We start from the raw sequence: 25,359 nt of genomic DNA, 5'->3' as shown, positions 1-25,359 counted from the left end.
CCTCGCCGGCCGCCGGGAAGTTCCCTTTTAAACCCCCGGCACTCATCCCCCACCGGCCCCTTCCTCTTAGCACCACCTCCCGGGCCTCGTCCGCCCCTCTGCCGGCGGCTGCGCCCCCGTGCCCATCGTCTCGGCGCTCGGCAGTCAAATAACGCACAAATTCGAACAACACTTCGCGTATTGCAAGGAAATCATTCAGAATTGTGCGTTAATTGAGCTTGTTCACGCCCGCCCTCCCGCTCCTGCCGTCTCGCAAGCCCGCCGCTCCCGCTCCTGCCGTCTCGCGCGCCCGTTGCCCGCTTCGTCCCCATTCGTGCTTTATTCTCAAACGGTTATAATGGGTAGCACTGACACGATCCAACCTGCGAGGTGGAAATGATTAACGAGATGATTTCGCCCGAAGACGCGCGCGAGCTCGTCCTTTCCCTGGTGCATCCGCTCGACAAGGAAACGGTGCCCGTGCTCGACGCCGTCGGGCGCGTGGCGGCTGAACCGCTTGCGAGCGATATCGACATCGCTCCCTTCGCCCATGCCGCGATGGACGGCTTCGCCCTGCACGGCGCGAGCATCGCCCATGCCGCGCCCGATGCCCCCGTCCAACTGCGCGTGATTGCCGAAGAGCCCGCCGGCAGCGTCTACGAAGGCCCGATCGCTGCCGACGAATGCGTGCGCATCATGACGGGCGCCCCGCTGCCCGCCGACGCCGACGCCGTGGTGAAGTACGAAATCGTCGACGTGGTGGAAGGCGACGGCAAGGTAGGCAGCACGGTGGCCTTCACCGCGCCTACCAAGGACCGTTCGAACGTGCGCGAGGCCGGAGAAGAGGCCAAGGCCGGCGAGGTCGTCGTTCGTCCCGGCGAAGTCATCTCGAGCGCCGGCGTGGGCTTCCTGGCCAGCTGCGGCGTGATGGAGGTGCCCACGTACCGCCGTCCCCGCGTTGCGATTATCGCCACCGGGTCCGAACTCGTGCCCCCCACCGAAGTGCCCACCCCGGGCAAGATTCGCAACTCGAACAGCTACGCCATGGCCGCGCTCGCTCGCGAAGCCGGCGGCATCGCCGACATCTTCCCGATCGTGAAGGACACCTTCGACGACCTGGCGGCTGCCGTGCGCGCGGCCGTGGCCGACCACGATTTCGTGGTCACCACCGGCGGTGCGGCCAACGGCGATTTCGACTTCATCAAGGGGGTCATCGGCCAGCTCGGCGACCTGCGCATGACCACCGTCAACATGCGTCCGGGCAAGGCCCAGGCCTTCGGCTTGGTCGAAGGCGTGCCCGTCTTCGGCCTGCCCGGCAATCCGGCGGCCGCCTACGTGGGCTTCCAAACCCTCATTCGCCCGGCCCTGCGCAAGATGCAGGGTTACACCCACTTCGACCACACCAAAGTGCGCGCCCGCCTTACGCGCGATATGAAAAAGAAGGACGCGCGCCGCATCTACCTGCGTTCTACGCTCGAAAAAGACGCCGAAGGCTACCGGGTCACGCCCGCCAAGAACCAGTCGAGCGGCCTGTTCGGCGTGATCCAGCGCAGCAACTGCCTGGCAATCATGCCCGAAGGCCTCGATGCCAAAAAGGCCGGCGACGAGGTGGACTGCCTCTTGCTCGACATCCCCGAGGAGTTGATTCTGTAATGGCCAACGCTGCAGAAACCGCCCACGCCCACGACGTGGCCCACGGCAAGGCGCCGCACGCGCACATCCCGCGCGTGGCGATCATCACCTGTTCCGACACGCGCAGCATGAAGGAAGACACCGCCGGCGCGGCGCTCGTGGCGCTCGTGCAGGCCGAAGGCTGGACGGTCCTCGACCACACGGTCGTGAAAGATGACCGCGGCCAAATCGGCGCGGCCATCGTGCATGCAACCGACGACCTGGACGCCGACGTCGTGCTCACCTGCGGCGGCAGCGGCCTATCGCTGCGCGACGTGACGCCCGAGGCCACGAGGGACGTCTGCGACCGCAACGTGCCGGGCATCGCCGAGGCCATGCGCGCCTACAGCCTGAAGATCACCCCGCACGCGATGCTCTCGCGCGCCCTGTGCATGCAGCGCGGCCGCCACTTGGTGGTCAATCTGCCGGGCAGCGAGAAGGCCGCTCGCGAGAACTGGGAGGGCATCAAGCCCGCCCTGCCTCATGCCGTGTCGATGATGGCCGGCGAAGGCCACTGATTCGCCGAAAGCCCCGCCCGTGCCCCTCGCGCCCGCCTGCAGCTGCCCTGCAGGCGGGCGTTTTTCGTGCGGCGGGCCTGTGGGCGGCAGCCGCAGGGTGCCGGTCGTCGTGAGGGGAGGCGCGGCCGGCCGGCTGCGGAGAACTCGTTTGGCGGGCGGCCCGAGCGGGAGCTTGGCGCTATACTGTGGGAACGATTTTCCCCGAAGGAGATGGCTCACCGTGACCCATGAAGAACCGCTGAACGGCTTCACCGGATTCAGTCGCAAGAACAACAGCTTCAAGTACGTCGACGTCGCGTCCTCCGAGCGGAAGGAAGGCGCCATCCCCTTCGACGAGAGCAAAATCGACGAAATCGACGAGCGCGAACGCCGTTGGGCTTGGGTGGAAATCGACCGGTCGGCGATCCGCCACAACGTCATGGTCACCAAGCACCTGCTGCGCCCCGGCTGCAAGCTCATGGCCGTCGTGAAGGCCGACGGCTACGGCCACGGCGCGGTGGAGGTGGCCCGCACGGCGCTCAACAGCGGCGCCGACGAGCTCGCGGTCGCCACGGTCGACGAGGGCGTCGCCCTGCGCAAGGCCGGCATCAGCGCCCCCATCCTCCTGCTTGCCCAGCCTCCGGCCACGTCGGCTCCGCTCCTTCTGGGCTACCACATCACGCCGGCGGTCTACACGCCCGAATTCGCCTTGGCCTACGGCGAAACGGCCGACGCCCACCACATGAAGGCCCCCTTCTACCTGGCCTTGAACACGGGCATGAACCGCATCGGCGTGCGCGCCGAAGACGTGATCGAATTCGAGCGCCAGGTGCAGTTCCATCGCGGCTTGCAGCAGGTGGGCACCTTCACCCACTTCGCCACAGCCGACTGCCCGGCCAACCTCGATTTCGAAATCCAGCTCAAGCGCTTCACTGAAGCCATCGAGAACATGCGCATGGCCGGCATCGACCCGGGTACCGTTTCGGCGGCCAATTCGGCGGCCATCTACCGCTATCCGCAGACCCATTTCGACATGGTGCGCCAGGGCATTTCACTCTACGGCTACCATCCCTGCCCCGAAACGCGCGGTATGGTCGACCTGCGACCGGCTATGAGCGTCTACGCCCGCATCACCGAAGTGAAGACCGTCCCCATGAGCGAAGGCGTGAGCTACGGGCTCAACTACCGTTCGCCGGGCAGCGTGAAGATCTGCACGGTGCCGCTGGGCTACGCCGACGGCCTGGTGCGCATGCTGTCGGGGCAGACCAACTTCATCCTCGACGGCCAGTACTGCAAGCAGGTGGGCAACATCTGCATGGACCAGTGCATGTTCGAAGTCGACCTGCGTACCTACGGGACGCGCAAGCGGCTAGACCCGCAGATCGGCGACGTGGTGACGATCGTGGGGCGCGACGGCGATGCGGTGACCACGATCACCGAAATGGCCTACAACGCCCATACCATCGAGCACGAGATCGCGATCGGCTTCAGCCACCGCCTTCCGCGCTTCTACGTGTAGGTGGTCGCGATGCACAAGCCGCACATTCCTCTCGACCAGATTCGCGCCCAGGCCGAAGCCTGCCACGAATGCCCCCTGTGGGAGGGCCGTACCAACCTGGTCTTCGGCGTGGGAAACCCCCAGGCGCGCGTGCTCATCGTGGGCGAGGCGCCGGGCAAGAACGAAGACCTGCAGGGCGAGCCCTTTGTGGGGGCGGCGGGCAAGAAGCTCGACGCTCTGCTGGAAATCGCCGGCCTCGACCGCGCGCGCGACGTCTACATCGCCAACGTCTTGAAATGCCGCCCGCCGGGAAACCGCGACCCGCGCCCCGAAGAGATTCAGGCCTGTACCCCCTTCCTGCGCGAGCAGACGCGCACGATCGACCCGGAATTCATCGTGACCCTGGGCAATTTCTCGACCAAGTTCATCTTGAAGACCCAGGTAGGTATCACCCATCTGCACGGAAAACTGCAGATGGCCGGCAAGTTCAAGGTCTTTCCCATCTATCACCCAGCGGCTGCAATCTACGACCGCACCAAGCAGGCGGCTCTCGAAGAGGATTTCGCGACGCTCGGCCGCCTCATCGCCGAAAGCGACGCGCAGAGCGCGCTCGAGCTATAGGGAGGCGCGCTCGAGACGCCCGCCGCCCTTTCGCTTTCCTACAACCAGTGCTTGCGGCGGAAGAAGATGAGCTCGCCTACGACGACCGCCGCGCAGGCTGCGATGACGCCCACGTAGCCATAGGGGCTCGAAAGTTCGGGCATCGTCGTGAAATTCATCCCGTACCAGCTCGTGATCAGGGTCAGCGGTACGAAGAGGGTCGTGACCACGGTGAGCCACCGCATGACCTCGTTCTGGCGTTTGTCCAACTGCACCTGGTACATCTGGTAGAGCTGCAGGCTGTAGTCTTTCAGGGCTTGGGTGCGGTCGGAAAGCCGGTTGGCGTGGCGGGCAAGCGCGTCGAAGAGGGGCACCTCGTCGGGCTCGAACAGCTCGTTGGCGTTGTCGGCCATGATCGAGGCAACCTCTTCCATCTGGTCGTAGTAGAAATCGAGCTTCACGAGGTTGTGCCGCAGCCGGGCCACGTCGCTCGCGTCTTCCATCGTATCGGCGGCGATGAGCTGCTCCTGGGATTCCAGCCGGCTTTCGATCTCTTCCAGAAAGGGCGCGTCGTCCAAAAGGAGATCCTCCATCACGCGAAAGAGGGTCCAGGCGGGCGTGCGCGGTTCCATGTCGCCCACGCGGGCCAGCGATTCGGCCACCTCCTGCGAATCGTCCACGAACAAGAGCTCGCTGCGGTCGAGGTAGAAGGCGATGGGGTGGGGGTCGACGTCGAGGTCGTCTTTGTCGGGCAGATAGATGCCGCCGGCGATGCAGGTGCGCAGCATGCTGACATGGCAGGCGAGCACCGTGCGCATTGTGGAAAGGGCGGCGCGGTGATGAAAGCGGGGAGCCATTGCGGCGAACTCGCTGCTGCTGATGACGCGCACCTGCGCCTCCGTGTCTCCCATAGGTTCCTCCCTGCCTCGCGGTTTTCCCCAGCATAGCAGGGTGGCGAAGGGAAGGCGCCCGCGCACTCGGTGCGAGGCGCGGGTTATTTCCGCGAAGAGGGCTCCGCCGCGGACGGGCCTTGTGCTTTGGCGGTACTATCGAGTTCACTGACGTCACCGTTTCGGAAGGACCCCTATGACTGGCGAAACCGCTTTCGACCCCGTCGCCTACATCAACGAGCCGCGCTGGCGCTCGAGCCGCATGGGCCTCGAGCGCATTCGCGAGCTCATGAATAGGCTGGGCAACCCCCAGGACGACATGCGGATCGTCCACGTGGCGGGCACCAACGGCAAGGGCTCGACCTGTGCCTTCACCGAAGCGATCCTACGCAACGCCGGCTTCAAGACGGGCCTGTTCACCAGCCCCTACCTCATCGAGTTCAGCGACCGTATCCGCATCGACGGCGTCAACGTGTCGCCCGAAGAGCTCGCCGCCGCCACGCTCGAGGTGCGCGCGCAGGCCGAAGCCATGGCCGACCATCCCACCGAATTCGAGCTCATGACCGCCGTGGCGCTCGTGTGTTTCGCCCGCGCCGACGTCATGGTCGCCGTGCTCGAAGTGGGCCTGGGCGGCCGGCTCGACTCTACCAACGTGGTCGCCGCCCCCGAGGTGTGCGCGATCGCCCCGATTTCCTTTGACCATACGGCTCTGCTGGGGTCGACCCTTGCCGAAATAGCCGGCGAGAAGGCGGGCATCGTCAAACGGGGGGCAAGCGTGGTCAGCGCGCCGCAGGACCCCGAGGCCATGGCCGTCATCCAGGCCACGTGCGCCGAAGAGGGCTGCGAGCTTTCGGTGGTCGACGCGTCCGTGCTCACGGGCACGCCCGACTCCTTCTCGTACGGGGAATTCCGCAACCTGCACACCCGGCTGCGCGGCAGCTACCAGACCGAGAACGCCGCGCTCGCGATCGAAATCGTCCAAGCCCTGCGTCGCCGCCATTTCACCGTTTCGAAGATGGCGATCGAAAACGGCATTGCCCAGGCCGCGTGGCCCGGGCGCTTCGAAGTGGTGGGGCATGCCCCCGAATTCGTGGTCGACGGCGGCCACAATCCCCAGGGCGCCCGCGCCTTGGCTGCCTCGCTCGACCTTAATTACCCGGGGCGCCCGGCCGTGCTTCTGGTGGGCGTGCTTGCCGACAAAGACTACCGGGCCATGCTCGATGAGGTGCTGCCCTACGCCAAGGCAGTCGTCTGCATCGAACCGCCCAACCCCCGCGCCCTGCCCGTGGCCGAACTGGCCCAAGCCGTTCCCCTATACCCCTCTAGAAGTGGATAAAAGACACCAGCGTCAGAGTCTTCACGCCCGCCGTGCCCATGGGGAGCTGTGGTGGTGATGTTTTTTTTAATGATACGGCGACCACCGAGATCTACACCTCTGTCCCTCCGCGACCGGCTGCCGACCCAGCGCGCCGCCAACGTGCTCGAAGCCGGCTCGATCGAGCGCGGCGTGAACGCGGCTCGCATGCTCGCCGGTCCCGACGGCCTCGTCGTCGCCTTCGGCAGCCTCTATTCGGTCGGCGATATCATGCGCGCCCTGTCCGCCTAGCCGTTCGCTCTGTTTCCAACTAGCGAATTCCGTGTCCTTTCGTAACAATCTCGTAAACTTCGCGGTAGAATCTCGCTGCTAAGCAGAGGTACGGCGCGTGCGCCGTTTCAACGAAAGGACGGGCGCATGTCTAAGAGCGCTCTTGTCGCCGCGGGCGCGTCGCACGGCGCGCCGGAAGCGGACGGCGGAAAGAACAAGAAAAAGCTGAGCCTTACGAGCTGGATTCTCATCTCGCTCGTGGCCGGCGTGGTAGTGGGCATCGTGCTGAGCTTCGCGGTGCCCGACGGATCGGCGGTCGACAACGTCCTCATCGAGGGCGTCTTCTACGTGCTCGGCCAGTGGTTCATCCGCTTGATGCAGATGCTCGTCATTCCGCTCGTCTTCTGCTCGATCGTCGTGGGCGCCGCCTCGATGAGCGATCCCAAGATGCTCGGCAAGGTGGGCGTGGGCACGATTCTCATGTACCTGTGCACCACGGCGCTCGCCGTGATCATCGCGCTCGCCTTGGCCGGCGCTCTGCAGCCCGGCGTGGGTCTCGATTTGAGCAAGGTCGTGTCGGTGCAGCCCAAGGCCACATCGACCGACCAGACCATGACCGACGTGCTCATCAACATCGTCCCCACCAATATCGTGAGCGCCATGGCCGACGGTTCGATGCTGCAGGTGATCTTCTTCGCTTTGGTGCTCGGCTTCATCCTGGGCCGCTTGGGCAAGAAGGTCGCCACGGTCAACCGCTTCTTCACCCAGTTCAACGCCGTGATGATGAAGATGATCGGCCTCGTCCTGCGCGTGGCCCCCATCGGCATCTTCTGCCTGATCGCCCGCACCTTCGCCAACCTGGGCATCGACGGCATGCTGCCCATGGTCAAGTTCATCGGCACGGTGTATTTGGGCTTGGCTGTGCAGCTGCTCGTCGTGTATATGCTGCTTCTGTTCCTGTTCACCCGTTTGAACCCCTTCCACTTCCTGCGCAAATTCTGGCCGGTCATGGTGTTCGCCTTCTCCACGAGCTCGTCGAATGCCACGATTCCGCTCAACATGGAAACGCTCGAAAAGAAGGTCGGCGTCGATAACAAGATCACCTCGTTCACCATCCCCCTGGGCGCCACGATCAACATGGACGGCACCGCCATCATGCAGGGTGCGGCCGTGGTCTTCATCGCCCAGGCCTTCGGCATCGACCTGACCCCGGCCATGCTGCTCACCACCGTGGTGACGGCCGTCACGGCGTCGATCGGCACGGCGGGCGTGCCGGGCGTGGGCACGATCATGCTTGCCATGGTCTTCAACAGCGTAGGCCTGCCGGCCGAAGGCGTGGCCATGATCATGGGCATCGACCGCATTCTCGACATGGGCCGCACCGCCATCAACATCACCGGCGACGCCGTGGTCACCACGATCATGGGCAAGCTCACCGGCTTCCTCGACGTGAGCGTGTTCAAGAACGACGACGTGGAGGCCGTCGACCTCGAGACGGTGTCCGAACCGGGCAGCCCCGTCGATGTGAACGCGTTCACCGCCAAGGGGGAGCCGACCGAAATCGGCGAAGAAGGCTCGCCCGACATGTTCGAAGACGTCGAAGAGCCGGTCGTCCGCAAGAAGTAGCGACGGGCGCCGGACGCGCGCCCGCGTGCCGAAGGACGGGTCCCGCAGGGATGCGGCGGCCCGTCCTTTGCGTTTCAGGGGGAACACCACATGGATTTGCTTACCTTTTTCACCGGCGGCCTGCCCGCCTGGGGGCTCGCCATCGTGCTGCCGCTGCTGTTCGCGGCGGGCTTCGTCGACGCGATCGGCGGGGGAGGCGGGCTCATCTCCATTCCCGCCTACCTGCTCAGCGGACTGCCGCCGCACATCGCGATCGGGACCAACAAACTGTCGTCGTCGATGGGCACGGCGGTCGCCACCGGGCACTACGCGCGTCGCGGCTACATTCCCTGGAAGACGGCCGGGGCGAGCGTGGCCTTCGCGCTCGCCGGGTCGTTTGCGGGCGCCCGGCTCACGCTGGTGGCAAGCGAGTTCGCCCTTACCGTCTTCATGCTCGTTGCCCTGCCCGTCATCGCCTTCTACGTGGTGTGGAAGAAGGACCTGGTGAACGAAAAGCCGCCCCTGTCTGCGAGGCGCACGCTCGCCCTGTGCGCGGGAATCGCCTTTGCGGTGGGGGTCTACGACGGTTTCTACGGCCCGGGCACGGGAACCTTCCTCATGTTGCTGCTCACCGGGGCGGCGCGGCTCGACGTGTTCCGGGCGGCCGGCGTCACGAAGGCGATCAACCTCACGACCAACGTAACGGCGCTCGTTGTCTTCCTTTCGAGCGGGGTGGTGCTCGTGGGGCTCGGCTTGTTGGCGGGTGCCTTCAACATCGCCGGCAACTACCTGGGTGCGCGGATGTTCTCATCGAAGGGGCAGGCGATCGTGCGGCCGATCATCCTGGTGGTGCTCGCCGTGTTCGCTGCGCGCCTCGTCGCCCAGCTGGTCGGCCTGGCCTAGGACGCGGATGCGTGGGGCCCCAGGGGGCACGGCTAGGGGATAACCAGGTAGCCCATCAGGGCGCAGGCAGTGCCCAACAAGATGCCGGCTATCACGTCGCGCGGGTAGTGCACGCCGCCGATCACGCGCACCGCGGCGATAAGGGCCACGAGCACGTAGGCCGCGATGCCCAGCGGAAGGTTCACGTAGGCGAGCGAGGCGGCGATGACGGCTGCGCTGAACACGTGGCGGCTGGGGAAGGACAGACCGTGGACGTCTTTGCGGACGAGCGGGTGGATGGCAAACTCGTCGTAGGGGCGGGGCTTGTTGAGCGCGAAGCGCAGGACCGTGCAGAAGGCAAACGAAAGTGCGCAGGTGACCACGATGCGCACCGCGCGCGGATCCTGGGTGGCGAAGAGGAAGACGACGAGGGCGGCGAAGAGGGCGACGAAGGCGTAGACGAGCGCTTTGTCGACAAGGGCGAGCGGGCGTGCGAGCCGCATGAAGGGCTCGGATACGCGTTCGTAGAATTCGAAGTAGCCAGAGTGGGCCATGTTCCGCTCCTTTCCGGGCCCATCATACCGCGCTCGATTGGGCGGCAGCCCTTACGAGTGCGTGTCAGTTCGGCATCCGAGCTTGCGGCTAGGCGAGCGCTCGCGCAAGAATGCGAGGCAACGCAAATGGCGCGCGACGAAATGTGCGCTTCCTTTTTGGTGCAGTGCAAGGAGAACGCTATGAAGAAGATGCTCGTGGCCCTCACGAACGTGGACCGTTTCGAGGCCGATGGCGAGCCCACGGGCTTGTGGCTCGCCGAGGCGACCGAGTTCGTCGATGCGGTCACGCAGGCCGGCTATCAGGTCGACTACGCGAGCCCGCGCGGCGGCGTCGTTCCCATCGACCCCCGCAGCATGGAAGACAAGTTCGTGAAGGAACGCGACCGCGCCCTCTACGAATCCGAAGACTTTGCGACGCGCGCTCTCGAGCAGTCGATGCCCGCAGCCGACGTCGACCCGTCCGCGTACGTTGCCCTCTACTTTGCGGGCGGCCACGGCGTCATGTGGGATTTCCCTTCATGCGTCGACCTGCAGAGCGCCGCGCGCGCGATCTACGAGGCGGGCGGCTACGTGACTTCGGTCTGCCACGGCGTCGCGGGGCTCTTCAACGTCGATTTGTCCGACGGCTCGCGCCTAATCGCCGGCAAGACCATCACGGGCTTCACCGACAAGGAAGAGCTGCTGAGCGGCAAGAAGGGCAAGGTCCCCTTCAGCAACGAAGAGAAGGCCAAGCAAGCGGGCGCCGCCTTCAAGAAGGCCCTTCCCTTCCACGAGCACGTCGAGGTGGATGGCCGCTTGATTACTGGGCAGAACCCCCAGTCGGGCGCCGCTGTGGCGCGGGCTCTTCTCGCGCAGCTCTCGTAGCGCGAAGCGGCGGTTGCCCGGCTTGTGCAGCTGGCCGCTGGCAAATGCCTGGCTGCCGCCCATTACAGTCGGAAACAGGCTAGTTCGCCAACCTCGCCATAAGGGAAGGATACGAACTACGATGACGGCACGTCCCGTGTGGACCGCCGATCGGGCGCCCGCGCACGGCCCAGTGCCCCTGCCCCGCAGAGGGCCCGGGGGTGTTGCCGGCGCGGGCGCCGCTGGCCCAGACGTCTGATAGGAAACTGCCGGGCTCCCCTCGAAAGCGCCACGGCCAGGTAATGTGGGTGTCGCGGGCGCCAGCCTCCGATCGGCCGACGATTGGAAGATAGCATCATGCGCACGACGTTCGCCACCTGCCAGACCGTGCTCGCCCTCGACGTCGGGAAGGCGTCCCATTGGGCCGTCATGGCCACGAGATCCGGCGAGGTCCTGGCCAACCGCCCCGTATCCAACAGGGAGCGCGACCTCGACGAGCTCTTCGCGTCGGCTCCCGAGGGCGCGCTCGTCGTCGTCGACCAGAAGCGCAACATAGGCTCGCTCGCCCTGCAGCGCGCCAGGAAGGCCGGCCTCACCGTCGGCTACCTGCCCGGACTCGCGGCCCACGGGGCCTCGAAGCTGTTCGCGGGCGACGCCAAGACCGACGCGAGGGACGCGATGGTCATAGCGAAGACCGCGCTCGGGGTTCCCGACGCGCTGCTGCCGGCGCCCGAGGGCGACCCGAGGCTGGAGGCCGCCAGGTCGATGGCCGCCCAACGCGGGCACATGGTCTCCTGCGCGACCAGGGACAAGAACCGCCTGCGGAGCATCCTGCTCGAGTCGTGCCCCGCGTTCGAGGCGCTCGCCGACCTCTCCGACCCGCACTGGCTCGGCATGCCCGCCTCCCTCGGCGGGCCGTGGGGGATCCTCGACGCCGGGAAGGCCTCGCTCGGCGCGGTCGCGCGGGGCGCGGACAGGGCGGAAGTCGATGCCGCGGTCTCGTCGACCAGGCCGTCGGAATGGCAGGTCGCGGCCGAGAACCCGCAGGTGAGGATGCTCGCCAGGAGGATATCGGAGGCAGCGGGGAGGCCGCCAGGCTCGGCGCGGAGATCGCGGCCCCGCTCGCCGAGGGGGCGACGTACGGCTGCCTCCTCGCGGAGCCCGGCATCGGGCCTCGCGCGGCGTCCGAGCTCGTCATCTCCGTCGACATCTCGGACTTCCCCGACCACGACCATCTGGCATCGTACTGCGGGATCGCCCCGAGAAACAGGCAGTCGGGCACCTCGCTCTCGTCGGTCTGCGCCTCGAGGCAGGGCAACAAGAGGCTCAAGAACCTGCTCATCTTCTCGTGCAACTCTCTCGTCAGGAGCAGCTGCAGGTTCGGGGAGTACTACCGGCGCTGCCGCGAGAGGGGCATGTGCCACGGCGAGGCGCTGAAGGCGACGGCGAGGAAGAGATTGAAGGTAATCTACGCCATCATGAGGGACAAGGCCCCCTGCTCGGCCTAGGCAGCCGAGGGAAACTAAGCGGCCGCCGCGGGCCCCGAACGGGGCCTGCGCAAGCGCGCCCTAGCCTGCGCGCCGGAGAGCCGGGCGAATCCTTACCGAGCTTGACAAAACTATAGGAACACCCCCTCATCTCGCTATGATGTGGCTAGCGAAAAGGGGACGCGGGACCTCTCCCACGCCCCTCGACGGGCTAGCGGGGCCGCTTGAGATGCTTTGGTTGGTGCCTTGAATCTCTTGCGGCCCCGTCTGCTATCGCGGCGATGAGCGCCGCAATCGCACGTCCTAGGACTTCGCCTCTCGCCCCTATGAGGGCTTCCGTTGAACGGGGGGACAGTTTTGTCCCCCCGTTCAACTAATACGAGAAACTCACTTATAGAAACCCTTGATATAGTGTTATCTTTGAGATTACGTAATGCGGTTTTGGGAACCTGTGCGGCCGTTCTTGTGGAAGGGGAAACGATGTCGAACCATGCAGTGACACTACATAAACGGAGGCCTGTGGCCATCGCGCTCATCGCCGCGCTTGTCCTTGGCCTCTTGGCAGTGCTGCCGATGCCTGCCAGGGCGGAAACGAGCAATTCCGGCCAAGGGACCAGCTGGACGATTCCCAAGTCTAAGGTTGCAACCTGGCTTGAGGAGGGAACGACCGCACAGGTCACGCTCCAGCTTCCAAGTGCCGAGGCCGTGCTCTCCTCCGATATCGTCTTTGTCGTGGACAACTCAAGCTGCAAGGACGATGCCATCAAGGGCGCTACTGCGACGCTCGACCGGCTTGTTGCCGAGGCAGGTGGCGTCGACCAGGTGCGGGTAGGCGTTGTGTCATTCAAGGGCGACGGCCACGTGGAGAAGGAGCTCTCGACACTTACTGCCGGTAACGTCGACTCGTTCAAGAGCGCCATCACGGGTGGCTATACCGGTGACATGAAGTCCGGAACCAACATGCACGATGGGCTGCTCAAGGCCAAGGCCATGCTCGACGCCGACACCACCACGCCCGCGAACCGCAAGTACGTCATCATGGTCAGCGACGGCCTGACGCGCCTGTTCACCGGCGCAGACGGCAACGTGAAGGACATCTACTATCAGTACACCTATTCAGATGAGAGTTCCCGGCAGCCTGCGAGTGATTTCAATGCAAGGGATTTCGTCTACTACGGCATGATCGACGAATGGAAGCAGGCACGCACGCCTGGTTCTGCAACGTATGCCATGCCGTACGGCAACTGGAGTGACTACTACTCCCATCTGGTTAAGTGGGTAAAGACCGACGGCGACAAGTACGCGTTTGATTTCGCGACGTACGGCAACGACGCGACGTCCAAGGTGAAAGATCCTAAGACGGGGGCCATTACCGACAAGAACTTTGCTTACATCGAGCATGGAACCCAGGCAGATCACGCCATGGCACCCGACCGGGCGGTCTATGAGGCCTATAGCACCTGGCAGAAGCTGAAGGGCGAGGGCTACAACTGCTATGCGGTGCGCACCGGCAGTGATTCCGACTTCTCAGTCAAGTTCATGAATGAGCTGAACGGCGGCAGCAAGCTCGACTTCTCCCAAATCGCCGACAACATCCTGTACGCGTGCGGGACCGGCTCCACCATCACCGACGCCATGGGCAAGGGTGACACATATGATTTCGACTTCGTTCCGGGGTCGGCAGCGCTCAGCGTCGGTGACGAGCGGCTCGAGGCAACGGATGAGGGCGCAAACACGTGGAGCTTCCACAGCAAGGGCGACACGAAGGCGCGCTTCACCTTGGTCTACGACCCGGACGCAGACGCCTATACGCTCACGGCACACGAGCCCATCTCGAACTTTGCTCCCGTGAAGCTGACCTACAACGTCACGCTTGCACAGGCCCCGACCGAGCCGGGCAGCCACGAGCTTGCGACCAACACCAAGGCGACGCTTTCCCCTGTTAACTCCAATGGCGTTGCGCTTACCCCAGAGGATTTCGACGTCCCGTCCCTGGCCTACGCTGTTGAGGAGTCCGAACCTCCTGCGCCGGATCCTGGCTCTGACGATGAGTCCAATCCCGACACCACCAATCCCGACACCAAGCCTGCTGCCGAGGAGCCCGAACCTCCTGCGCCGGATCCTGGCTCTGACGATGAGTCCAATCCCGACACCAAGCCTGCTGTCAAGTGCCCGGCCACTCCCAGTGCCGAGAAAGTGCCTCAGACGGGTGATGCGATGTCGTCACTGGCCTTTGGTGCCGTAGCGCTTCTGGGCGTGGGCGCAGTTGCCATTGCTGTGGGAGTGAAGGTTTCAAAGAGGCGCTAACCTGCACAGTTGCGAAGTGCGGACAGATTTTTCTCGACGAACCGTCGGTCGTGATGTAAAGCGGCCGGCGGTTCATTTTTCTCTTCGAGGGGTGAGGCTGACGCGCCATCCCAAGATGGCGGAACCGACCCCACAGATTCCAAATTGACGGTCGATGGCAGCTTTCCGAGGGCGTCCGAGTATCAAGCGGCTCGTACCTTGACAAACCGCAGGTCGCTGATTTTCCAATTCAGAGATACCACATCAAGGATTCTCCCAGGCTGCCACCAACAGAGGAAGAGATTGAAGGTGATCTACGCCATCATGAGGGACAAGGCCCCCTGCTCGGCCTAGGCAGCCGAGGGAAACTAAGCGGCCGCCGCGGGCCCCGAACGGGGCCTGCGCAAGCGCGCCCTAGCCTGCGCGCCGGAGAGCCGGGGGAATCCTTACCGAGCTTGACAAAACTATAGGAACACCCCCCTGATGGGCGTTGCTCGGCGCGGAACGGGTTTCCGCCATTCGGCCCCCTGCAGTCCGCGTTCCCTGGGGCGGGCAGCGCCTTCCGCCTCCTTTGCCCCGCTCGTCTGGGGCGAGATCGTCCGTATGTCGGTTTGGTATCCTGCGGGAATCGGCGGCCGGTCGTGCGCGCTCATCGGCTATACTTACAGCTTGTTTGACCTGAGTATCTCGAATGGGCTTGGGCGGCGCTATGTTCCGAACCTGGTCAGGTCCGGGAGGAAGCAGCCATAAGGGACCGCCAGCGAGCGCCCATGCCTATTCGGGATACTTGCATCTTCGAGCCCGGACGGTCGCGTTCCGCCATGGCGAATCCTCGGACGTCCGGGGCAACCTACTACCCATGGGGAGCTTATGGACTTCATCGGACTCATCGCCGGCCTTCTTTCCGACCCGCGCACCGCCATCGCTGGCTGGATTATTTCCCTGGGCTCCGTGAAGGTGTACGCGCCGCTCTTCCTGATCGTTTTCATCGAAACGGGCGTCGTCGTCTTCCCCTTCCTGCCGGGCGACTCGCTCCTGTTCGCGTCGGGCGTCTTTTCGGCCGACGGCGGCGGTCTTGCCCTGTGGGCCACCCTGGTCGTCTTCTACGCGGCGGCCATTTTGGGTAACACCTCGAACTACTGGATCGCCCGCCTTTTCGGCAGCCGCATCATCGACTCGGGCAAGATCAAGGCCCTCACGCCCGAACGCATGGCCAAGCTCGACGGCTTCTTCGCCAAGTACGGCGGCCTCACGATCGTCATCACGCGTTTCATGCCCTTCTTTCGCACCTTCGCCCCCTTCGTCGCGGGCACCGGCCACATGAACTTCGGCAAGTTCACGCTCTTCAACGCCATCGGCGGCATCGCCTGGGTGAGCCTGTTCGTGCTCACCGGCTACTTCTTCGGCGGCATTCCCTTCGTGCAGGAACATTTCGAAATCATCGTGCTGGGTATCGTGGGCGTGTCGGTGCTGCCCGCGCTCATCGGCGCCGTCAAAGCGGCCGTCGCCTCGCGCAAGAGCGGCGAGCCCGACCCGGTGGCGATTGAAGCGGAAGAACTCGAAAAGGCCGCGCGCGCCCAGCACGCCAAGCATGCCAAGCAGGGGGATCGCTAAACCATGGCCGAATCGCTCTATCGGAAATATCGCCCGCAGGTCTTCGAAGACGTAGTGGGCCAGGGTCACATCGAGCGCACGCTGAAGAACGCGATCGACCAGGATAAGGTAAGCCATGCTTACCTCTTTTGCGGCCCGCGCGGTACCGGCAAGACCACCATGGCCCGTCTGCTCGCCAAGGCCCTCCTTTGCGAGCAGGGCCCCACGTCGGAGCCCTGCGGCACCTGCCGGGAGTGCACCGACATCGCCAACGGCGTTCACCCCGACGTCTACGAACTCGACGCCGCCAGCCGCACGGGCGTCGAAAACGTCCGCGACGAAATCATCAGCCGCGTGAACTTCGCGCCCACGCGCGGGTCAAAAAAGGTCTACATCATCGACGAAGTCCACATGCTGTCGACCGCGGCCTTCAATGCCTTGCTGAAGACCCTCGAAGAGCCGCCGGCCCACGTGGTCTTCGTCCTGTGCACCACCGACCCGCAAAAGGTTCCCGAAACCATCCATTCGCGCTGCCAGCGCTTCGACTTCCACCGCCTGTCGACCGACCAGATCGTCGCGCGTCTGGGTGCCGTGTGCGAAGCGGAAGGCGTGGAATTCGAAGGGGAGGCGCTCGAGCTCGTCGCCCATCGCGCCGACGGCGGCATGCGCAACGCCCTCACGTCGCTCGAGCAGCTGATCGCCTTCGGTGGTGGCACGGTTACCGTGAAGGGCGCCGAAGACCTGCTGGGCTCGCTCGATTCGTCTGACATGGCCGAAATCATCGCGGCCGTGGGCAAGCGCGACGCGCAGGCCTGCTTCACCTGGGTGGCCCACTATGTGGAATCGGGGTCCGACCTGGCCCAATTCGCGCGCGATATGGCCGAGCACGTGCGCGACCTCTACGTGCTGTCGCTGGCGGGGACCGACGCGGCCCTTGACGTGACGGAAGCGGAGCGCCGCGAAATGGCCGGCGAGCTGCCCCTGTTCGGCCCCGACCGCCTTTCCCGCCTGCTCGGCGTGCTGGGCGACCTGCTTTCCGAGCTGCGCACGTCGTCGAACGCCCGGCTCGATTTCGAAATCGCCCTTACGCGGATGATCAGGCCCGATTCCGACCTCACCTTGGCGTCGCTCGCCGAACGCATCGAAGCGCTCGAGAAGGGGCAGGTCGCCCGCCCGGCGGCGCCCTCCGCCATGGCGGCCTCCGCGCCCGCTCCCCAGCCCGCGGCACCTGTTGCAGCGCCTGGCCAGGCGCCAGAGGCGCCCTCCGTGGCCACGGCGGCTCCGGCCCCGGCCCCCCGGCCGGCGGCCCCCGCACCCAACGCGGCCGACGGCCTTGCGGCCCTGGTCGATAATCCGGCCGCCTTGCAGCGGGCCTGGCGCGCGACGGTCACGGCGGTCAAGCGCGAAAAGGCGGCTTACGGCGTCTTGCTCGTGAACGTGAAGGTGCGCCCTGACGACGCCCATGCCGGCATCGTGGTCGAATTCCCGCCGGACAACCCCTTCGCCTTCAAGATGTCGCAGAAGCCCGAGGTGCAGCAGGCGATTGCCCGCGCCCTTGACGCTTCGTGCGGTATGCACGTGCCCTTCGCCTGTATCCATGCGGGCTCAGCGCCCGCAGCTGCGCCTGCCTCGGCGGCTGCCGCACCGGCCCCCGCCGACCCTCCCGCGCCCGCAGCGCCTTCTTCCGCCCAGGCGGCGCTGGCCAAGATCAAGGCCATGAAGGCCGCCCAGGCCGCGCGCGCCCAGGCGACCCCTGCCCCGCAAGCCCCTGCGGCACCCCGCCCCCAAGCGGCTTCGCGCCCGCAGGCAGCGCCCGCCCCGCGCCCCGCGGCGCCCCATCCCGCGGCTCCTGCGATCGAGCCTCCCGTCGACGCGGTTCCGCTCGATGCCTACGAAGGCTATGCGGACGCCTATGCCGAAGAGGACGACGGCTGGCAGCCTCCGGCGCCCAGCCCGCGCCCGCATCCCGTAGCCGCTCGGCCGTCCGCGCCGGCGCCCGCCGTCCCGCCCGCGCCTTCGGCGTCGCATGGAGATGCGTCCGCGCCCGGAGTCGACGTGGGTCAATTGGGTAAAATGCTGTCGAACGTGATGGGGGAGACCGTCACGTTCAAACAGGTAGACGACTAACGCACGCAGCCGCGGCCCCGTCCGCGCACCCGAAGGAGCGATACGCATGGATATGAAGAAGATGATGCGCCAGGCGCAGAAGATGCAGGCGCAGCTTGCCGCGGCCCAAGAAGAGATCAAGGGCATGACCTACGAGGCGTCTGCTGGCGGCGGCATGGTGAAGGTCGAGGTCACGGGCGAGATGATGGTCAAGTCCATCACCATTTCCCCCTTGGCCGTCGACCCCGACGACGTTGAAATGCTCGAGGACATGGTTATGGCCGCCACCAACGAAGCCCTGCGCGGCATGGCCGATCTGTCCAACAACCGTCTGAACGCCGTGACCGGCGGTATGAACATCCCCGGCCTCTAGGCTGCCCGCCGCATGAATTCCGCACCCGCCATCCAGAAACTCCTCGACGAATTCGAGCGCTTGCCCGGCATCGGCCCGAAGTCGGCCCAGCGCATCGTCTACTGGCTGCTCAACACCGACCGCGCCACGGCCCTGCGTCTTTCCGACGCAATCGTCGAGGTGAAGGATACGGTGCACTTCTGCCGCCAGTGCTTCAACTACGCGGAAGGCGACCTGTGCGAGATCTGTGCCTCCGACAAGCGGGACCGGTCGATTATCTGCGTGGTATCTGAGCCGCGCGACATCCCGCCGATCGAGCGGACGGGCGCGTTTTCGGGCCTCTATCACGTGCTCGGCGGGGTTCTCTCGCCGCTCGACGGCATCGGTCCCGATCAGCTGCACATCAAAGAGCTCATGAGTCGCTTGGCCGACGGCGCGGTGCAGGAGGTCATCCTGGCCACCAACCCTAATGTGGAAGGCGAAACCACCGCCAGCTATCTGGCCCGGCTCATCCGCCCGCTCGGGGTGAAGGTCACGCGGTTGGCGAGCGGCCTGCCCGTGGGCGGCGATCTGGAATTCGCCGACGAGGTCACGCTGGGCCGCGCGATCGAGGGCAGGCGCGCGCTCGAATAGCGCGCAGGAAGGACAAGCCGCCATGGCACAGGGAAATCCGCTGTTCACGTTCACGGAAGACGAGCGGGCCTACCTTGCCCGCGGCTGGGAAGTGCGCGCGGGGCTCCTGTCGCCCTACGCCGCCCGCTTCGAAGACGCCGTCTACGAGCGGCCCGACGAAGTCGACGCCGACGTGGCCCTCATTCGCCCCTCGTTCGTGCGCGACGTCGACCGCATTCTCAACAACGCCTTCTACAACCGCTGCATGGACAAGACCCAGGTCTTTCCCTTCTTCAAGAACGACGATCTCACGCGGCGGTCCTTCCATCTGCAGCTCGTGAGCCAGACCGCGCGCAAGCTCGGCGGGGCCCTGCGCTTGAACACCGCGCTCATCGAAGCAATCGCGATCGGCCACGACATGGGACATACGCCCTTCGGCCACGCGGGGGAGCGGGCCCTGAACGACCTCTATCGCGCCCATACGGGTCGGTGCTTCAACCACAACGTGCAGAGCGTGCGCCTCTTGCGCATCGTGGCCCAGCGCAACCTGTCTCTGCAGAGTCTGAACGGCATGCTCGCCCACTGCGGGGAAAAGGCCTTCGCGCGCTACGAGCCCGCGCCTTGCGCCACCTTTGCCGACCTCGATGCGATGATGGAGCGCTGCTACACGCAGCCGGGCGCCAGCCAGCAGCTGCGCCCGAGCACGCTCGAAGGATGCGTGGTGCGCATCTGCGATATCCTCGCCTACCTGGGCAAAGATCGGCAGGATGCCCTTTCGGCCCACGTGATCACACCCGAAGCCTACCAGGATCAGGACAGCGTGATCGGCCACAGCAATCGCGACTTCATCCGCAACATCACGGCCAACATCGTGAAAAACAGCATCGAGCGGCCCTATTTGGCCATGGACGAGGAGGTCTTCGACGCCCTGATGGCGGCCAAAGACTGGAACAGCCGCGTGATCTACCATTCGCCGGCGGCTCACGAAAAGCTCGACGCGATCATCGCCCCCCTGATGGGCCGGCTCTACGAGCGCTGCCTCGACGACCTGGCGCGCGGCGACGAGAGCGCTTGGATCTTCCGCCACCACCTGAACGCCTGGATGATGCGGGGCAACGAAGCCTATGCGCAGGAAGAGCCCAACGACATCGTGTGCGACTACATCGCCAGCATGACCGACGAGTACTTCATCGACCTCTACAACCACCTTTATCCCGAAGACGCCAAGAGCGAGCAGGACCTCTACGTCCCCTATTTCCGCTAGGGGGCCGTGCATGTGCGGAAGGTTCACGGGGCTTTCGGCCCAAGAGACGGCCGACGTGGCGCGCGGTATCGCGCGCGATGCGCGGGCGCGCCAGCTCGTGTTGCCGCTCGCAACCGATGAGGCGGTTGCCGTCCACCTGGCGCCCGCACCCCTCGAACGTCGCGCCGCCCAGGGGAGCCTTTTCGGGGAGGCAGAGCGTCCCGCCGACGTCTTTCCCGATGGCGTTGCGCCCGTGATCGCGGTGGGCGCGCGGTCCTTGAAGGTGGTGGGCCTGCGCTGGGGCTTTCATGTCGACTGGAAGCAGGGGCCCATTTTCAACGCCCGGTCCGAGAAGGCGGGGCAGGGGATGTGGGCCGATGCCTGCGCCCATCGCCGCTGCGTCGTGGGCGCCCATGCCTTCTACGAGCGCGGCACCGTCGTGCACGAAGGCCTGCCGGCCGCGCAGCAGCCGCGCGGGCTCTATCGGTTCGCCGCGCCCGACGGTGCGCCCCTCTTCATGGCCGGTCTCTACGAACGCGGGCGCTTTACTCTGCTTACCTGCCCGCCCAACGAAACGGTGGCGGCGGTGCACGACCGCATGCCGGTCCTGCTCGACCGCGCGCGCCTGGCCGATTGGCTCGCCGGCGATACGAGCCTGCTCGACACGCCCCGCCTTCCTCTCGTGCGCGCCTAGCGAGACGGCGAGGCACATGCGCGCGTCCTCGCTGTTGTGGCGTCCTTCCGTCCTTCCGTAACCCTTCGGCAACTCTCCTTTGCAGAAACGGTGAAGAAAGCTAATGGGGTTAGCGAAACAAGGCTTCTCGCATACGATGCGAATACCTCACACTATGAGCAATTAACGGGAGGATTCTATGGCAGACCTTTCGGCCGAGGAATGGAACGAGCTGGCGCGCGAGCTCTTCACGCTGACCCACCGCATGCGCCCCCATCGGGGCGGGCGGCGCGAGGCGATCGACATGCGCGGCGAACCTATGGTGCTCGTCTCGCTGAGCCACCATCCCGAAGGCATGACGGCCGGCGAGCTGGCCGACGCGGCGCTCGTGTCGACGGCCCGCATGGCGGCGCTCGTCAACGGGCTCGAGGAACGCGGGCTCGTCACGCGCACCAAAGACGATCGGGACCGCCGCCGTACGGTGGTGCGCATTACCGCAGCGGGGAAGGCGACGATCGAAGAACGCTTCAATCGTCGCATGGCGCACGTGGTCGCCATCCTGCGGGAGCTCGGCCCCGCAGACGCCCGCGAGCTCGTGCGCATTACCGGTCGGCTGGCAAAGATCGTCCCGCAGATGCCCTGCGACGCCGAAGGCGCTGCCCCTGTGCGGGAGCGAGGCGATGACCGATGAAGGTGCTCAAACTCCTGCGCGGCAGCGGGCTCGTGGTGGCGGCGATTTTGGGCCTGCTCATCGTCGAAGCTCTCTGCGAGCTGTCGCTCCCGCGTTTCATGGCCGACATCGTCGACGTGGGCATCATGCAGATGTCGCCCGGCGCCGGGCAGTCCGCCTACCTGCGGAACATGGCGGGTACGATGCTCCTGCTCTGCCTGGGCACGCTCGTGGCGTCGGCGGGCGCGAGCTTCCTCGCTTCGCGCACGGCCGCCCGCATCGCGCGCGATCTGCGTCAGCGCGTCTTCGACCGCGTGCTCCTTCTGTCGCCTGCCCAGGTGGCCAAGATGGGGCAGGCCTCGCTTATCACCCGCAGCACCAACGACGTGCAACAGGTGCAGAACGTGACCGTCATGCTCCTGCGCATGGTCATGTACGCGCCCGTCATGGGCGCGGTCGCGGTATGCCAGGTCATCGCGCTCGGCGGCGGCATGGGGTGGATCGTCGCGGCGGCCGTGCTCGCCGTGCTCGGCTTGGTCGCCGTGCTCTTCATGCTCACGATGCCGCGCTTCCGCCGCATGCAAAAGCTTGTCGACCGCGTGAACGCCCTCACGCGCGAAATGCTCGACGGCCTCATGACCCAGCGCGCTTTCGGCCGCCAAAGCTGGGAGCTCGACCGCTTCGACGGCGCTTCAACCGACTTGATGAAGACCCAGCTGTTCGTGAACCGGGCGATGACCTTCATGATGCCGTCGATGATGATCATCATGAACCTGTCCGGCGTGGCGATCGTCTGGTTCGGCGCGCAGGCGGCTTCGGCGGGCATGATGCAAGCGGGCGCGATCATGGCCTATATCAGCTACGCCACGATGATCGTGTCGGCCTTCCTCATTGTCTCTATGGTCGCGGTCATCCTCCCGCGCGCCGAAGTGGCCGCTACCCGCATTCAGGACGTGCTCGATACCGAACCGGCGGTCGAAGACCCCGAACGCCCCCGGGCGATCGCCGCGAGCGCCCCGCGCGGCGTGCTCGCCTTCGACCACGTATCCTTCGCCTATCCCGATGCGCCGGGCAACGTGGTGAGCGACGTGTCCTTTGCCACCCGGGCGGGCGCCGTCACGGCCATCGTGGGTTCGACCGGGTCGGGGAAGTCGACCCTCGTCCAGCTTGCGCCCCGCCTCTTCGACCCCACCGAAGGCAGCGTCACGCTCGGCGGCGTCGACCTGCGCGATCTCGCCCTTGAAGACGTGCGCTCGCGCGTGGGCTACGTGCCGCAGGAGGGCTTTCTCTTTTCGGGGACGGTCGCCTCGAACGTGGCCTTCGGGACCGAAGGGGCTACCGAAGCCGACCTGCAGCGGGCGCTCGATGACGCCCAGGCCGATTTCGTCGCCGATTTGGAAGGCGGAATCGAAGCTCCCATCGCCCAAGGCGGCACCAACGTCTCGGGCGGTCAGCGCCAGCGCTTGGCCATCGCCCGCGCTCTGGCGTGCGACCCCGAAGTACTCGTGCTCGACGACTCCTTTTCGGCGCTCGACTACGCGACCGACGCGCGTCTGCGCCAGGCGCTTGCCGCCCGTGCGAAAGGCATGGCCGTGCTCGTGGTGGCCCAGCGCATCGCGACGGTCATGCATGCCGACAAGATCCTCGTTCTCGACGAGGGCCGCGTGGTGGGCGAGGGTGTGCACGAAGAACTCCTGCGCACCTGCCCCACCTATCTTGAAATCGCAAAATCCCAGCTCAGCGAAGAAGAGCTGGGCTTGAAGGAAGGTGAGTAGCATGGCCGAAGAACGTACGGTCGCCGCGCCGCGCCGCAGGCCGATGCATGGTCCCGGCATGCGCATGGCCACCGAAAAGCCCAAGGACCTCAAAGCCACGATGCGCCGGCTCGCCGCCTATCTTAAACCCTATATCCCCGTCATCGCCGTTTCGGTGGTCATGACCATCCTGTCGGTGGCCTTCTCGGTTGTCGGTCCCAAGCTGCTCGGCGATGCCACATCGACGGTCTTCGACGGGCTCGTCGCCCAGTCGGCCGGTGCGGGCGGCATCGACTTCGCGACAATCGGTCGGATTCTCGCCACCCTGCTCGCTATCTACGTGGCAAGCTGGGGCGCGCAGGCCTTAAGTGGCTGGCTTATGACCGGCATCACCCAGAAGACGGTCTTCCGCATGCGCAGCCAGGTGGCCGAAAAGATCAGCCGCGTCCCCCTGTCCTATTTCGACGGCGCCGGCCAGTCGAAGGGCGACGTGCTCAGCCGCATGACCAACGATGTCGACACGGTGGGCTCGTCGCTCACGCAGGTGGTCACCCAGCTTATTTCATCCACCGTGCAGATCGTGGGCGTCGTCGTCATGATGGTGCAGATCTCGCTGCCGCTGGCGGGCGTGACGCTTGTCACCTTGCCCGTGTCGGCGGTCCTGCTCGGCCTGATTATGAAGCGGTCGCAACCCTACTTCCGCGCCCAGCAGGCCGGACTCGGCAGGGTCAACGGTATCGTCGAGGAAGATATTTCGGGCCAGATGGTCGTGCAGGCCTTCAACAAGGCCCAAGAGGAAAGCGCTCGCTTCAAGCGGGAAAACGACCGCCTCTACGAAAGCGCCTGGAAGAGCCAGTTCGTCTCGGGTCTCATGCGGCCGATAATGGCGCTCGTGGGAAACATGGGCTACGTGGCGGTGGTGGTCTTGGGCGCAGCGCTCTGCGCTCAGGGTTCCATTCGCCCCGGCGATATCCAGGCTTTCATCCAGTACGTGAAGAGCTTCACGCAGCCGGTGGCCCAGCTAGCCAACATCGCCAACGTCTTGCAGCAGATGGGCGCGGCGGCCGAGCGCGTCTTCGCCTTCCTCGAAGCCCCCGAAGAGGAAGAGACGGCCCGCACCGATGCGGCCACGGGCGCGATCGAGCGCATGGGGCGCGCGAGCGGTGCGGTGGCCTTCGACCATGTGAGTTTCGGCTACGTGCCGGGAAAGACGATCATCCACGACTTCACCCAGTCGGTCGACCCGGGCAGCACCGTGGCCATCGTGGGCCCCACGGGCGCCGGCAAGACTACCCTCGTGAAGCTGCTTTTGCGTTTCTACGACGTCGACGGCGGCCGCATCGCGGTCGACGGCCACGATGTGCGCGACGTGCCCCGCAACGACCTGCGGGAGAATTTCGCGATGGTGCTGCAGGATACCTGGCTGTTCGAAGGTACGATTCGCGAAAACATCCGCCTCGGCCGGCTCGACGCCACCGACGAAGAGGTGGAAGAGGCCGCCCGCCTCGCCCACTGCGAGCACTTCATCGAAACCCTGCCCGGCGGCTACGATTTCGAGGTGAGCGAAGGGGCCGAAAACCTCTCGCAGGGCCAGCGCCAGCTGCTCACGATCGCCCGCGCCGTGCTGGCCGACCGTCCGGTGCTCATCCTCGACGAGGCCACCTCGAACGTGGACACGCGCACCGAATGGCAGATCCAGCGGGCCATGGACAAGCTCATGGAGGGGCGGACGAGCTTCGTGATCGCCCACCGCCTGTCGACGATCAAGAACGCCGACAAGATCTTGGTCCTGCGCGACGGCGACATCGTCGAGGCGGGCACGCACGACGACCTGCTCGCCCAGGGCGGCTTCTACGCCGAGCTCTACCAGTCGCAGTTCGACGCGGCCTAGGCGCATGCGGCGGAAAGCGTCGCGGGCGCGGGCCGCTTCCGCGACGCTTTCCTGCGGGCCCGTGCAGGCCGCCTGAAGCCGGTGTGGG

21 protein-coding genes, 1 other RNA gene and 1 pseudogene are annotated in these 25,359 nt (G+C 65.5%); 21 read left to right on the top strand and 2 right to left on the bottom strand.

Annotated features, from left to right (window positions below):
• Positions 1-378: 378 nt before the first annotated feature.
• The 4 genes from BN3270_RS02025 (at position 379) to BN3270_RS02010 (ending at position 4,266) form a co-directional block, all read left to right on the top strand.
• The gene (locus BN3270_RS02025; protein WP_058985648.1) at positions 379-1,632 is read left to right on the top strand and encodes a molybdopterin molybdotransferase MoeA; all 1,254 of its coding nucleotides are present in this window, start codon (positions 379-381) and stop codon (positions 1,630-1,632) included.
• Complete coding sequence (locus tag BN3270_RS02020; protein WP_082673278.1) at positions 1,632-2,168, top strand: MogA/MoaB family molybdenum cofactor biosynthesis protein; 537 nt, start codon at positions 1,632-1,634, stop codon at positions 2,166-2,168. Before BN3270_RS02025 ends, BN3270_RS02020 begins: the two co-directional genes overlap by 1 nt.
• 220 nt (positions 2,169-2,388) lie before the next feature.
• Positions 2,389-3,666, top strand: a complete 1,278-nt coding sequence (gene alr / locus BN3270_RS02015) for an alanine racemase (RefSeq protein WP_082673277.1) — start codon at positions 2,389-2,391, stop codon at positions 3,664-3,666.
• A 9-nt stretch (positions 3,667-3,675) separates the two neighbouring features.
• Positions 3,676-4,266 carry a uracil-DNA glycosylase gene (locus BN3270_RS02010; RefSeq protein WP_058985531.1) on the top strand — a complete coding sequence of 197 codons (591 nt, stop codon included), beginning with the start codon at positions 3,676-3,678 and terminating at the stop codon, positions 4,264-4,266.
• A gap of 38 nt (positions 4,267-4,304) precedes the next feature.
• Here the strand turns inward: BN3270_RS02010 and BN3270_RS02005 are convergent, their stop codons facing one another.
• Positions 4,305-5,156, bottom strand: a complete 852-nt coding sequence (locus BN3270_RS02005; protein WP_058985530.1) for a magnesium transporter CorA family protein — start codon at positions 5,154-5,156, stop codon at positions 4,305-4,307.
• 175 nt (positions 5,157-5,331) lie between these two features.
• Here BN3270_RS02005 and BN3270_RS02000 point away from each other — a divergent pair, with 175 nt between their 5' ends.
• The 3 genes from BN3270_RS02000 (at position 5,332) to BN3270_RS01990 (ending at position 9,228) form a co-directional block, all read left to right on the top strand.
• Positions 5,332-6,471: a bifunctional folylpolyglutamate synthase/dihydrofolate synthase gene (locus BN3270_RS02000; protein WP_082673276.1), complete on the top strand. Its 1,140-nt coding sequence runs from the start codon at positions 5,332-5,334 to the stop codon at positions 6,469-6,471.
• 396 nt (positions 6,472-6,867) lie between these two features.
• Complete coding sequence (locus BN3270_RS01995) at positions 6,868-8,346, top strand: dicarboxylate/amino acid:cation symporter (protein WP_082673275.1); 1,479 nt, start codon at positions 6,868-6,870, stop codon at positions 8,344-8,346.
• 90 nt (positions 8,347-8,436) lie between these two features.
• A complete protein-coding gene (locus BN3270_RS01990) occupies positions 8,437-9,228 on the top strand; it encodes a sulfite exporter TauE/SafE family protein (protein ID WP_058985529.1) in 792 nt (263 codons plus the stop codon).
• A gap of 32 nt (positions 9,229-9,260) precedes the next feature.
• Here BN3270_RS01990 and BN3270_RS01985 read toward each other — a convergent pair whose 3' ends face one another.
• Positions 9,261-9,761 carry a phosphatase PAP2 family protein gene (locus BN3270_RS01985; protein WP_058985528.1) on the bottom strand — a complete coding sequence of 167 codons (501 nt, stop codon included), beginning with the start codon at positions 9,759-9,761 and terminating at the stop codon, positions 9,261-9,263.
• A gap of 180 nt (positions 9,762-9,941) precedes the next feature.
• On the opposite strand from BN3270_RS01985, the gene BN3270_RS01980 reads away from it, so the two are divergent.
• The 14 genes and pseudogenes from BN3270_RS01980 (at position 9,942) to BN3270_RS01925 (ending at position 25,271) form a co-directional block, all read left to right on the top strand.
• Positions 9,942-10,625: a type 1 glutamine amidotransferase domain-containing protein gene (locus tag BN3270_RS01980; protein WP_058985645.1), complete on the top strand. Its 684-nt coding sequence runs from the start codon at positions 9,942-9,944 to the stop codon at positions 10,623-10,625.
• 336 nt (positions 10,626-10,961) lie between these two features.
• Positions 10,962-11,393, top strand: a pseudogene (locus tag BN3270_RS09740) (IS110 family transposase); the annotation flags it as partial.
• A 230-nt stretch (positions 11,394-11,623) separates the two neighbouring features.
• A complete protein-coding gene (locus BN3270_RS09595; protein ID WP_271711877.1) occupies positions 11,624-12,112 on the top strand; it encodes a transposase in 489 nt (162 codons plus the stop codon).
• A 498-nt stretch (positions 12,113-12,610) separates the two neighbouring features.
• Positions 12,611-14,398: a vWA domain-containing protein gene (locus BN3270_RS01970; protein ID WP_271711876.1), complete on the top strand. Its 1,788-nt coding sequence runs from the start codon at positions 12,611-12,613 to the stop codon at positions 14,396-14,398.
• A gap of 667 nt (positions 14,399-15,065) precedes the next feature.
• An RNA gene (ffs, locus tag BN3270_RS09200) (signal recognition particle sRNA small type) lies at positions 15,066-15,161 on the top strand.
• An 86-nt stretch (positions 15,162-15,247) separates the two neighbouring features.
• Positions 15,248-15,991 (top strand): VTT domain-containing protein, encoded by a 744-nt coding sequence (locus BN3270_RS01965; protein WP_082673274.1) that lies wholly within the window; start codon positions 15,248-15,250, stop codon positions 15,989-15,991.
• A 3-nt stretch (positions 15,992-15,994) separates the two neighbouring features.
• Positions 15,995-18,097, top strand: a complete 2,103-nt coding sequence (gene dnaX, locus BN3270_RS01960) for a DNA polymerase III subunit gamma/tau (RefSeq protein ID WP_058985526.1) — start codon at positions 15,995-15,997, stop codon at positions 18,095-18,097.
• Positions 18,098-18,143: 46 nt separating this feature from the next.
• Entirely contained in the window at positions 18,144-18,449 is a 306-nt protein-coding gene (locus BN3270_RS01955; RefSeq protein ID WP_058985525.1) for a YbaB/EbfC family nucleoid-associated protein, read from the top strand.
• Between the two features lie 12 nt (positions 18,450-18,461).
• Positions 18,462-19,061 (top strand): recombination mediator RecR, encoded by a 600-nt coding sequence (gene recR / locus BN3270_RS01950; RefSeq protein ID WP_058985524.1) that lies wholly within the window; start codon positions 18,462-18,464, stop codon positions 19,059-19,061.
• A 22-nt stretch (positions 19,062-19,083) separates the two neighbouring features.
• Positions 19,084-20,304: a deoxyguanosinetriphosphate triphosphohydrolase family protein gene (locus BN3270_RS01945; RefSeq protein WP_058985523.1), complete on the top strand. Its 1,221-nt coding sequence runs from the start codon at positions 19,084-19,086 to the stop codon at positions 20,302-20,304.
• A 10-nt stretch (positions 20,305-20,314) separates the two neighbouring features.
• Positions 20,315-20,977: an SOS response-associated peptidase gene (locus BN3270_RS01940; RefSeq protein WP_058985522.1), complete on the top strand. Its 663-nt coding sequence runs from the start codon at positions 20,315-20,317 to the stop codon at positions 20,975-20,977.
• Between the two features lie 178 nt (positions 20,978-21,155).
• Positions 21,156-21,647, top strand: a complete 492-nt coding sequence (locus BN3270_RS01935; RefSeq protein ID WP_058985521.1) for a MarR family winged helix-turn-helix transcriptional regulator — start codon at positions 21,156-21,158, stop codon at positions 21,645-21,647.
• On the top strand, positions 21,644-23,401 hold the full coding sequence (locus BN3270_RS01930) for an ABC transporter ATP-binding protein (protein ID WP_058985520.1): 1,758 nt from the start codon (positions 21,644-21,646) through the stop codon (positions 23,399-23,401). Before BN3270_RS01935 ends, BN3270_RS01930 begins: the two co-directional genes overlap by 4 nt.
• A 1-nt stretch (position 23,402) precedes the next feature.
• Positions 23,403-25,271, top strand: coding sequence for an ABC transporter ATP-binding protein (locus BN3270_RS01925; RefSeq protein ID WP_058985519.1), 1,869 nt, complete (start codon positions 23,403-23,405; stop codon positions 25,269-25,271).
• Positions 25,272-25,359 lie beyond the last annotated feature (88 nt).

It is taken from the genome of Hugonella massiliensis (assembly GCA_001486445.1).
GTDB classification, from domain to species: domain Bacteria; phylum Actinomycetota; class Coriobacteriia; order Coriobacteriales; family Eggerthellaceae; genus Hugonella; species Hugonella massiliensis.
Note: the sequence above shows the minus strand (reverse complement) of the source record. Positions and strands in the feature narration are given on the sequence as shown.